The sequence below is a fragment of the Mangrovibacillus sp. Mu-81 genome, from assembly GCF_036867415.1.
Taxonomy (GTDB): Bacteria; Bacillota; Bacilli; order Bacillales; family Bacillaceae_B; genus Rossellomorea.
Genome location: NZ_JBAJHU010000001.1, coordinates 602161 through 613439, shown reverse-complemented (window position 1 = coordinate 613439; position 11279 = coordinate 602161). Strand labels below are relative to the sequence as shown.

Here is an 11279-nt window from a genome sequence, read left to right as displayed (position 1 = left end):
ACGCCTCATGTTAGTAGTTTGCGAGAATGCAAGGGTGCATCCATTCTAAAAAAACAAAAGCAATCATTCCGGCTGGATGATTACTTTTGTTTTTTTATTTGAACATCATGAATACCATTTATGCCACATATGATCGTTTCTTCCCCTGACAAAGGTGTCTATGCGGTTCCTTCCCCATGAAACAGCTCCAGGTGCGGAACGCACTCCTCCGCGTGGGGCCCCGAGGTCTTCCCATCTGCTCCACCGCGAGCCGTCCCACCATTTATGCCACATCGTATTGTTGTCTCCACGGACAAAGGTGTCAATCCGGTTGGGAGCCCAGGATGAGGCTGCAGGTGCTCCTTCGAAACCGCCCCTTGGCGCACCGAGATCCTCCCACTCGCTCCAGCGGGAACCATTCCACCACTTATGCCACATCCGGTCATTATTCCCTCTCACAAAACTGTCGATCCGGTTCGGGCCCCATGATACGGCTCCTGGTGAATTCCTCACTCCTCCTCTTGGTGCTCCAAGGTTTTCCCATCCGCTCCACCTGGATCCGTTCCACCATTTATGCCACATATTATAGTCATCACCCTGGACAAACACATCTAAACGGTTTGCAGACCATGAAGCGACAGCCGGGTCTCCTCTAAACCCTCCAGGAGGACCGCCAAGATCTTCCCACTGGCTCCAGCGGGAACCATCCCACCATTTGTGCCATAAGGAGTCCCTGTCGCCCCGGACGAATGTGTCAATCCGGTTCGGCCCCCATGAAACAGCTGCAGGTGAACTCTTCAACCCTCTCCGTGGTGCACCCAGATCCTCCCAATCACTCCATCGGGAGCCGTTCCACCATTTGTGCCACATCCGATCATTTTCACCACGGACAAACGTATCCAGTCTGTTTTGCTGCCAAGATGCTACAGCAGGAGAGCCTTTCATTCCTCTTGGCGGTGCACCAAGGTCTTCCCAGTTCTTCCAGTTTGCACGCCATTCATCATAAATTCCCCCGTCATAATAAGAGTTCGGGTAATACTGAACTTGATCGGCATGCACAGCCGGATAAAGATTAGGGTCGTAATAATAAGGCTCATTCGGATAAAATGCTCTCTGGTCATAAGGTTCAATTGAGTAATAATGTGGATTTACAGGCCAATAAGTATACTGGCTTCCATCTTCACCATTCCGAAATACAGGTTGATGATAATCGTTTCTCCAATCATACTGGCTGACAGGATAAACATAAGGAAACATTGATTTTCCCCTCCTTCTCAATCTGTATTTACCTTATGCAGAAAGCTGGTGGCAGGAGTAAGTACACTTTCATTCCCCCTTTAGTGACGAATCATATCCACAATCTTATTGTAAAAGTTGAGGGAAAATGATAATTTCAAAGGGAAAACAGACATTTAAAATACATGTTCTAAATACTTATTCGGACTTTTCTATAGAAGGGTGATGTATCGATGGATACTTTCAATAAAAATGGCGGTCTTTCAATAATTTCAGAGGACATGTCTTCTTTATTACAATCAATCGGAACTCCCCGTCATGTAAAAAAAAGCACCTTCTTATTTCAGGAAGGCGAAAAAGCTGTTGACTTATTACTGATAAAATCAGGTGTATTCCAAGTAAGCAAACTGAATCTTGAAGGCAAGGAATTAACAATGGGAATTTACAAAAGGGGCGACTGCATCGGGGAACTCACTCTCTTCTCGGATGATGCCACCCACATGCTGAGCTCTTATGCACTTGAAGATGGGGAAGACCTCATCATTCAAAGGGATCACTTGGAAAAGGCTCTGATGAACAATGCCCCGCTCACCTTTGAATTCATGAAGTGGATTTCCACACAGTTAAGAAAGAACCAGTCAAAAATCAGGGATTTAGTCATGCACGGAAAAAAGGGTGCTCTCTATTCCACACTGATCCGTATTTCGAACTCGTACGGGGTGAAAGCAGATCACGGGATCCTCCTCGATATTCACCTCACCAATCAGGAGCTCGCTAGTTTTGTGCATCGACACGGGAGAGTGTCAACCGCATTCTGAGTGAACTGAAGATAAAGATAGACTACTCAGCGAATGGAAGGATCATCATTCTCGACCTTGCATACCTCCGGGAAGAAATCGGATGTGAAAATTGTCCCATCTATATTTGTAATATAGAGTAATAGAAGATGGAAAGACAAGGACAACAACTGAACTTGTCCTTATTTTTTTTGCTATGGATATACATTATGTTCATTTGTGTAAAAAGCGCCAATCACTGCGAAAAGAGTCTTTGAATGAAGTCTTCTCTAAATACTGACATTATCTGTTCATTTCCCTTATATTTCCCGGGCTATATTCGACATCAATCCCGCAAATCAGCCTTTCGATTGCCCTAGCCACCCACTATTTCCCTAGAAATCCTCCATTCGATTCAATCATCTGTCCCGTCACCCATTGAGAGTCACTGCTTGCAAGGAAACGAATCAGTTTCGCTGCGTCTTCCGGCATTCCGAGTCGCCCCATCGGAAACATCGGCAGAAACGCTTGCCCCATCTCTTCATCAATCCAGCCTGAATCGGTCGGCCCCGGGTCAACAGAGTTTACGGTAATACCAAATGGAGCAAGACCTGTCGCCAGTGGGGCTGTGATCGCCTTCAAGGCACCTTTTGTGGCAATATAAGCAAGATTATCAGGGTCAGGTCCCCCTGAAACCATAAATACGATCCTCCCCTCCCCGCCATCAGGGTTCGATTTCTCGAACTCCCTGGCAAATTCCAGCGTGAGCATGAGCGTACCTCGATTATTCACATGATAATGTTTATCCAATAAATCTGTATTAAGCGTCCGAATAGTTGACGGTGCACAGTATGTGGCATTGTTAATCAAGATATGAGGTGTCCCAATCGTTCTCTTGACACGATCAAGAATCCTTTTTGGTGCATGATCATCTTCCAGATCCGCTTTCATATGACTGGCACGGACACCCATGCCTATTAATCTATCTTTTAACCGCTGCGGCCATTCTTCTTCCACACCATTCCCTTCCGTTTCGTCAAATGGAATCCAATGTGTAAAGAATATATCAGCCCCCGCTTCAGCGAGCGCAAGGCAAATCGCCGTTCCGATGCCGCCCGAACGGCTGGCTCCCGTGACAATGGCTGTTTTTCCACGTAATGAATTCATATGAATCCTCCCCTGTCATTCTATTAAAATCAGTCTATAAAATGGCACTTACAGAATCCCAGCCATCATCATCCCACCCCCCTTATCTACTCACTGTATTTTACCAACTTCATATGAAAGAAAAAAGCTCCAGTTCATGCTAACCGGAGCTTTTCTTATGTCCAGCTACAGGGCTTAGAGGCTCGGGTCATAAGCCTCTTACCAAAGCCCTTTCGCTTTTCTTATTACAATGCTTCTTTGATCACTTTTTTATAATAGGCTACGGACAGTATTCCAAATATGGAGTAGAGAGCCGCATAGAGCACCATCACGATAATCATTGGTGTATCGAATTCCCCTCCGAATAGAAACCAGCCGGATTTTACTGCGAAATAACTGTGCACGAGACCAATCATAAGCGGGATCCCGAAGTTGAAGATCTGCTTCGCTCCGATTCCCTTGATTAGGTCCGTTTGTGTGAAACCGAGCTTCCTCAGGATCGTATAATTCGGTTTCTCCTCTTCACTTTCATCCATTTGTTTAAAGTATAGGATGCACCCTGATGTGATGAGGAACGTCAAGCCAAGGAAGCCGACGATGAACATGACAAGGCCGATACTTCGTTTCTGAGTCATCTCAAGGTTCATTTGCGAATCATGATCATACCCTTCATCAAAACCGAGGGACACAAATAGGTCATTTGCTTCCTTTACCTTTTCTTCATTATCGATATCAATTCCGATGTAAAGTGTGGAACCCTTTTGAATTGCGGGGTCGATGTCCTTTTTCAACTTTTGAAAGGTCGAGTCGTCCACAATACCTACAGGTGATCCGCCTGAGGTATAATACCACGAAATCGGGAACTCATCCTTCATTCCGAGATACTGCTGAGGAATCGAGTCTGTTTTCCCATTCCACACCACTTCCCCTGAATTGTTTAAAGGCAGCACTTTCTGGAGAAGGTCGCTGTAGCCGGTAAACAGTGTTTCGTCCTTCCCTACATCGATTCCTTTGATTTCTTTATCACTGATGACGGAAGTTTCCATCTGATCGAGGCTTCCATTCACGGCAAAATCGGATTCCGCAATGTCTTTTAAATCTGCGGACACCTGAATGACTTCAATTTCATCACTGCTATACTGGATATCATTTTTCTCTAAAGCCTTTTTGAATGTTAAAGCAGCTTCTGCATCTGTAAATGCGAAGTCAGCCGGAACATTATCCTCAGCCAATTTCTCAGCTGAGTAATAGGAAATGTAGCTAAGGGACAGCAGTCCGATTGCCAATGCCGAGACGGTTGTAATGATCGTCAATAGCAGTGAATTCGATTTCATTCGAAACATGATTGACGAAAGTGACATGACCTGATTGATATTCAGATATCCGCCCTTTTTCTTCCGGATGAGATGAAAGATGAAACTGACCGATCCTTTATAGAATAGATACGTACCGATGATAACGGATGCAAGGATGAAAATCATCGCACCGAACAGCTCCGTCATCGTCATGAAGTCCCCCTCGAATAATTTCGAGGAAACATAGTATCCGGAGACGATCAGGATGATACCGAGTATCCCTAAAATCATCTGAAATACAGAAATTTTTCTCACCTTTGTTTCTGTCGATGACTTCACTCGGAACAGGGATAAAATACTTTGTCTCTTGATGAACAGGTAATTCATCATCATGATCAGTACGTAGATGGCACAGAAGACAATCAATGTCTGGCTGAAAGCCTGTGAAGAGAAATGCAGTTCCGCGATTGCCTCGACTCGGGTGATTTTATAGAGGATCATGATGATCAGCTTCGAGAAAGTGAAACCGATCAAGATTCCGAACACCATGGATCCGAAGTACAGGATGAAATTCTCCATCGTCAGTATACGGAAGATTTTATTCTTCGTCATACCGATCAGTTGGAATAATCCTATTTCTTTGCTCCTCCTCTTGATAAAGATGGTATTGGCATAGAGAAGAAATATGGATACGATCGCCACAAGCATGATCGAAGCCGCACGGATGGCCGCCCCTCCTTTGATGGACCCTTTCGCTGCATCCATGGAAGGATCATACTGCAGCGTGACAAAAGCAAAATAAAGCGCAACGCTGAAGATCAGAGCGAACACGTACAGAAAGTAATTCTTGAGGTTCTTTTTCAAATTCCTGAATATAAGTGTATTAATGTTCATTCTGTACACCGCCCAATACACCCTGTGTCTTCATGATGTCCTTGAAGAATGCCTGCCTTTCCTGACCGCCTTTGTTCAACTGGGTATAGATCTGGCCGTCTTTAATGAAGATGACCCTGCTGCAATAGCTGGCTGCAACCGGGTCATGAGTCACCATGACGATCGTTGCTTTCAGCTGTGAATTCAAGTCACTTAATTTCTTCAACAGATCCGATGCTGATTTAGAATCGAGGGCACCAGTGGGTTCATCGGCAAATATGATGCTCGGTTCATGAATGAATGCGCGTGCAGCAGAGGTCCGCTGCTTTTGCCCGCCTGAAATTTCGTTTGGATATTTATCTTTGATTTCGGATATACCGAGTTGGGAAGCCAGCATCTCAAATTTTTCATCCGCTTCCCGCTTAGATGTCTTGGTGATCGATAAAGGCAGGAGGATATTTTCCTTGACGGTTAACGTATCAAGCAGATTGTATTCCTGAAAGATGAAACCGAGATGATTTTTCCTGAACTCGGCCAGTTTCTTTTCTTTCATCCTTGTCATCTCATTGTTTTCAATCTTGATCATACCTTCGCTTACTTTATCAATAGAAGAAAGCACATTGAGAAGTGTTGTCTTCCCGGAGCCGGATGCCCCCATGATTCCCACAAATTCACCCTGCATAATGGTAAGATCGATCCCTTTCAACACTTCCTGCTTATTGAATTTGTTCCCATAGCTTTTATGAAGTTTCACTGCTTCTAAAATTGTCATCATTCAATACTCCTTTTAGTTGGTACGTTCATTATAAAATGACAATTGATCATTTTCCTTTTATTGGACGAACAAAATGAAAAAGCATGTGACACTTTCGTCACTTGCTTATCACATGGTCGAATTCATTTTTTTTCGGGAACGTAAGAGTAATCAATGTTCCTTCTCCCAGAGTCGACTGTACATTTACGTCTATGAGGAGAGGCTCCGCTACTTTTTTCGTCAAATACAGCCCCATTCCCGTCGAACCCTGATTGTGATGATCGGTTGTAGATGTAAAGCCTTTTTCAAAAATACGTGGAAGGTCCTTCGGGTCTATCCCCCGGCCATGATCCAGGATCGTTAGGATGGTTCTGCCTTCTTTACGGTAACTCCTGACTTCAATATCCGACTCTTCGCTGTATTTAACCGCATTGGTCATCAGCTGCCTGATCATGAATGCAAGCCACTTGCTGTCAGAGAGTACCTCAGTCACTGCGAGACCGATATCAAAACCGATACCCTTTTGAATACACCAGGATTGAAGTATTTTGATTTCTCCGTAGAGGATGTCTTCGAGCTCGCATTTTTCTATGTATAGATCATTCTCAATGACATGCATCCTTTTTTGATGAAGCTGCTGATCGAGGAGAAGATGGATCCTGAGCCATTCGTATTTAAGTGGTGCTTTGAGATCACGGTCAGCCAGACGCTCGATCATCAAACTCATCGCAGTTAAAGGCGTCTTTACTTCATGGATCCATGCCAGAAGTTCATCTTTTTCCTGATCCAGCATTCTTCGGTTCACTTCAGACTTTCCTTTAAGCTGCTCTGCGTGATCGATCAGACTGCTGTATACGATTCTTTCAAAGGGCGAATCTGGTGCAGGCATCCCCGTCACATTCGGGTTGCTGTCCCACTCATACAGATCCGTATAGAATTTGGTTTCCCGATGAAACCTGACAATCAAGAAAATAGTAAACACAAGTGAGGATAGTACAACCACATAAAAAATAGATGTGAATGGAAGGGCTGAATCAAGATATGTGACGAAGAGCAGGAGAAGCTGAAGTGAGATAAATAGCAGGATCCAGCTTTTGCGTTCCCATAGATATTTCCTGATCATAAACGATCCTTTTCCAGGGCAACGTATCCCTGGCCAACTTTCGTCTCAATGTACCCGCCCAGCCCAATTTCATCCAGCCGTTTGCGCAGCCGATTCACGTTTACTGTCAACGTGTTATCACTGATGAATCGTTTATCATCCCACAGAGAGTTGATCAGGTTGTCCCTGCTGACAATCCTGTTTTTTTGAGCAATCAACAGTTTGAGGATGAATATCTCATTCTTTGTCAGGTCGATTGTACCGTTTTCATTGCTGACGGTATTTCTTTCGTAATCAACGGCTGCCCCGCACCAGGTTTTGAGGCTCACCTGCTCCGTGTTGTAATTGTAGACACGGCGGAGAGTGGCATGGACCTTCGCGATCAACACATCAAAGTGGAACGGTTTCTGGATGAAATCATCCGCACCGAGCTGCATCGACATCACCATATCCATCGGATGGTCCCTTGAGGATATGAAAAGGATCGGGACATTTGAATGGGACCGGATCATCCGGCACCAGTGAAAACCGTCAAACTTTGGCAGCTGGATATCGATAAGAACAAGGTCAGGCTTAAACGCTGAGAACTCCTCCATCACCCTGCTGAAATCATTTATGCCGCGAACATCATACTGCCACTGGGTTAGGCGGTTTTTAATTTCATTGAATAGAGTTGTATCGTCTTCGATCAACAGGATATTGAACACAATCATCACCACACTCATAAGTTAGTTAAATTTTAGCCTATTTCTGAATCGATTTCTAGAAATGATTGGAAAGGAAAAAGGACTTTCACAAAAAAGTCCTTTTTCCTTGGCGCTATTCCTTTATTTAACCACATACTGCTGATATTTTTCATAATCAGCACGTTTACATTCAACCGTCAGCTTTGTTCCATTTTCTTCGTATTCCGTAGCAAGCACATTTGCCTGTTCATTAAAATATGAAATCAGTTTACCCTCTTCGAATGGAATGAGCATTTGACATATTTTAAAGTCCTTGAACACATGGCTCTTGATCACGCCGACCAGTTCATCAATTCCGATTCGTTCTTTTGCCGACATATAGATGCGGTCGTTTACGACTTTCGGCAGGCTCTCCCCATCGACCAGTTCCGCTTTGTTGAATGCGTATACGACCGGGATATCCCCGACTCCGATATCATCCAGTGTTTCATCTGTTACCTTCATCAACGTTTCATAGTGGGGATCCGAGTAATCAACAACATGAATGATCAGATCTGCTTCAGCCACTTCTTCAAGCGTCGACCGGAATGCCTTGACGAGGTGATGCGGGAGTTTGTTGACGAAACCGACTGTGTCCGTAAGCAGGAATGCTTTTTTATCCGGAAGCGTGATGTTTCTTACAGACGTATCCAGCGTAGCGAACAGCATATCTTTTTCAAATACCTTCTTGCTTTCACCGGGATTGAATTGTTCGACCAATGCATTCATTGTCGTCGACTTCCCTGCGTTGGTATAACCGACAAGTGACACGACCGGCAGCCCGCTCTTTTTTCGTTGTTTTCGCTGGGTAGTACGAAGGTCGACCAGTGCTTCCAGCTCTTTATTTAGAGCCGTGATATTGTCCTCGATCCGGCGGCGGTCGAGTTCAAGCTTCGTTTCACCCGCACCCCTGTTTTTCAGTCCGGATCCCCCACCCTGCCTGCCAAGGGATTCACGTCTTCCGACCAGACGGGGCAGCATGTATTGAAGCTGCGCAACTTCTACCTGAAGCTGTGCTTCTTTCGTTTTCGCCCGTTCTGCGAAAATATCCAGGATCAGCATCGTACGGTCCATCACCCGGATATCGAGTCTCTCTTCAAGCACCCGGATCTGTGAAGGAGACAGTTCATCATTGGCGATAAGGACATCCGCTTCCGTTTCTTCAATTAAAGGCAGCAGCTCCTCAATTTTCCCTTTGCCGAGATAATGCACATGATTCCTGCGCGGCAAATTCTGGGTCATTTCAGCCGCGACATCGATTTGCCGGGCATCAGCCAGCCCTTTCAATTCAAGCATGCTGTAATCGAAATCTTCACCCTGTTCCTTTGTGTTGACGCCTATAGCAATTGCTTTTAAACGTTCTTCCATCATACAATGTTCACTTCCCATTCTAAAATAATAGTAAAAAAACACAGACCGCTGCCTGTGTAGGATTGTAAATGGAACGGCCGCAGCACGGCGGTCCGTTGAAGTCTATTTTCCCCTTGGGATCATAGAGGTCCGCGTTCCTTGCTTCATGCAGACCGGTCTGAACAAAGATATCCATATCCACACGGACTGACCGTTTGGAATGGGTTGAGTCCATTATTCAATTCTATTTTTAAAGACACAAAAAAGAGGAGTCCTTCGCCCCCTCTTCTTCACCATCACGATCAAATGAAGTTTCCCTTAAAAATAGGCAGACCAATTCCATTTACCCTGCACACAGGCAGAGCCTTGAACATATTCAGTTATCTGTTCAAATCGCGGAATCGAAGTCTGATTAAAATCAAAGGGAAAACCTCCATTTCTTGTAAGTTATGACTATCTTATCACATTTCAACGGTGATGAGAAGAAAATTGTGATGAATGCCAGTCACACAAGTGGACCGGACTGGCATTCGGTTGTTGGTCATGTCACCAGCGGGCTGTGAGCATTTTACGTCTTGTGTAGAACTCCACACCGTCTGATCCATTGGCATGGAGATCTCCGTAAAAGGAGTTTTTCCAGCCGGAGAACGGGAAGAATGCCATCGGGGCTGGTACGCCGATGTTGACACCGAGCATGCCGACTTCGATGAATTCCCGGAAGTAGCGGACATCGCTGCCGTCCTTCGTGAACAGGCATGCCCCGTTCCCGAAGTCAGATTCATTGGTAAGCTTGATCGCGTCTTCCAGCGTATCCACCCTTACCACTGATAATACAGGTGCAAAGATCTCATCCTTCCAGATCTTCATGGAAGAGGTCACGTTATCGAAAATCGTCGGACCGATAAAATAGCCATTCTCTTTATAGGCTTCATCATGACGGCCGTCCCTTACCAATGTCGCTCCTTCTTCCACTCCGCTTACGATATAATTTTCGGTTTTCTTCTTATGATCATCACGGATGACAGGACCAAGGAAAACATCTTCCTCGAGGCCGTTCCCGATTTTAAGGGCATCTGCTTGATCGTTCAATTTCTGGATAAGGCTATCGGCAACATTCCCTACGGCGACAACGACAGAGCACGCCATGCAGCGTTCACCGGCAGAACCGTAAGCAGCTGCGATGATTTCTTTCACTGCCCCATCAATGTCCGCATTCGGCATCACGATGGAATGATTTTTCGCACCGGCAAGTGCCTGTACCCGTTTTCCGTTACCGGCACCTGTCTTATACACATACTCGGCAACCGGTTGTGAACCTACGAACGAAATGGCCGGCACATCTTTATGCTGAAGCAGGCTGTTTACGACATCATGTGCACCGTGAACCACATTCAATACCCCATCCGGGAGCCCTGCTTCCTGGAAGAGCTCAGCCAGCCTGTTGGCAAGGAGCGGCGTCCGTTCGGATGGTTTCAGGACAAAGGTGTTGCCGCATGCAATCGCAAGCGGGAACATCCAGCACGGCACCATCATCGGGAAGTTGAATGGAGTGATCCCTCCGACTACGCCTACCGGATAGCGGTACATTCCTGATTCAATATTCGTCGCGATGTCCGGAAGCTGTTTCCCCATCATCAGGGTCGGTGCACCTGCTGCGAACTCCACGCATTCAATTCCGCGCTGTACTTCACCGTAGGCTTCTTTAAAACTTTTGCCGTTTTCTTCCGTAATCAGCTTCGCAAGACCGTCCCAGTTCTCAACGAGGAGCTGCTGATATTTAAAGAGAATGCGGGCACGTTTCGGAACCGGTGTCCTGCTCCAGGATTGAAATGATTCTTTCGCCGCTGCTACCGCTCCGTCCACATCTTGACTTGTTGAAATCGGCACCTGCGCGAGCTCTTCTCCTGTAGCCGGGTTTGGTACTGATTGGTAGTGTTCTGTTTGCGCGTCCACCCATTTTCCTTTGATAAAGTTCTTCAACGTGTTCGTCGTTGCTGTTGCCATGAATGATTTCCCCTTTCAAGATATGATTTCGCGTCTGGT

8 protein-coding genes and 1 pseudogene are annotated in these 11279 nt (G+C 45.6%); 1 reads left to right on the top strand and 8 read right to left on the bottom strand.

Annotation, left to right across the window (positions count from 1 at the left end):
* Window positions 1-105 precede the first annotated feature (105 nt).
* Complete coding sequence (locus tag V6B33_RS03120; protein WP_334216263.1) at window positions 106-1236, bottom strand: carbohydrate-binding protein; 1131 nt, start codon at window positions 1234-1236, stop codon at window positions 106-108.
* A gap of 212 nt (window positions 1237-1448) precedes the next feature.
* Between V6B33_RS03120 and V6B33_RS03115 the strand changes: the two are divergent.
* Window positions 1449-2155: pseudogene (locus tag V6B33_RS03115) on the top strand (Crp/Fnr family transcriptional regulator).
* A 223-nt stretch (window positions 2156-2378) separates the two neighbouring features.
* Here the strand turns inward: V6B33_RS03115 and V6B33_RS03110 are convergent.
* The 7 genes from V6B33_RS03110 to V6B33_RS03080 all read right to left on the bottom strand — a co-directional run bounded on the left by V6B33_RS03110 (window position 2379) and on the right by V6B33_RS03080 (window position 11240).
* Window positions 2379-3158: an SDR family oxidoreductase gene (locus tag V6B33_RS03110; RefSeq protein WP_334216262.1), complete on the bottom strand. Its 780-nt coding sequence runs from the start codon at window positions 3156-3158 to the stop codon at window positions 2379-2381.
* 224 nt (window positions 3159-3382) lie between these two features.
* Window positions 3383-5326: an ABC transporter permease gene (locus V6B33_RS03105; RefSeq protein ID WP_334216261.1), complete on the bottom strand. Its 1944-nt coding sequence runs from the start codon at window positions 5324-5326 to the stop codon at window positions 3383-3385.
* On the bottom strand, window positions 5316-6077 hold the full coding sequence (locus V6B33_RS03100) for an ABC transporter ATP-binding protein (RefSeq protein WP_334216423.1): 762 nt from the start codon (window positions 6075-6077) through the stop codon (window positions 5316-5318). Before V6B33_RS03100 ends, V6B33_RS03105 begins: the two co-directional genes overlap by 11 nt.
* A gap of 100 nt (window positions 6078-6177) precedes the next feature.
* The gene (locus V6B33_RS03095; protein ID WP_334216260.1) at window positions 6178-7182 is read right to left on the bottom strand and encodes a sensor histidine kinase; all 1005 of its coding nucleotides are present in this window, start codon (window positions 7180-7182) and stop codon (window positions 6178-6180) included.
* On the bottom strand, window positions 7179-7868 hold the full coding sequence (locus tag V6B33_RS03090; RefSeq protein WP_334216422.1) for a response regulator transcription factor: 690 nt from the start codon (window positions 7866-7868) through the stop codon (window positions 7179-7181). Before V6B33_RS03090 ends, V6B33_RS03095 begins: the two co-directional genes overlap by 4 nt.
* 120 nt (window positions 7869-7988) lie before the next feature.
* Entirely contained in the window at window positions 7989-9254 is a 1266-nt protein-coding gene (gene hflX, locus V6B33_RS03085; protein WP_334216421.1) for a GTPase HflX, read from the bottom strand.
* A gap of 528 nt (window positions 9255-9782) precedes the next feature.
* Window positions 9783-11240: a CoA-acylating methylmalonate-semialdehyde dehydrogenase gene (locus tag V6B33_RS03080; protein WP_334216259.1), complete on the bottom strand. Its 1458-nt coding sequence runs from the start codon at window positions 11238-11240 to the stop codon at window positions 9783-9785.
* Window positions 11241-11279 lie beyond the last annotated feature (39 nt).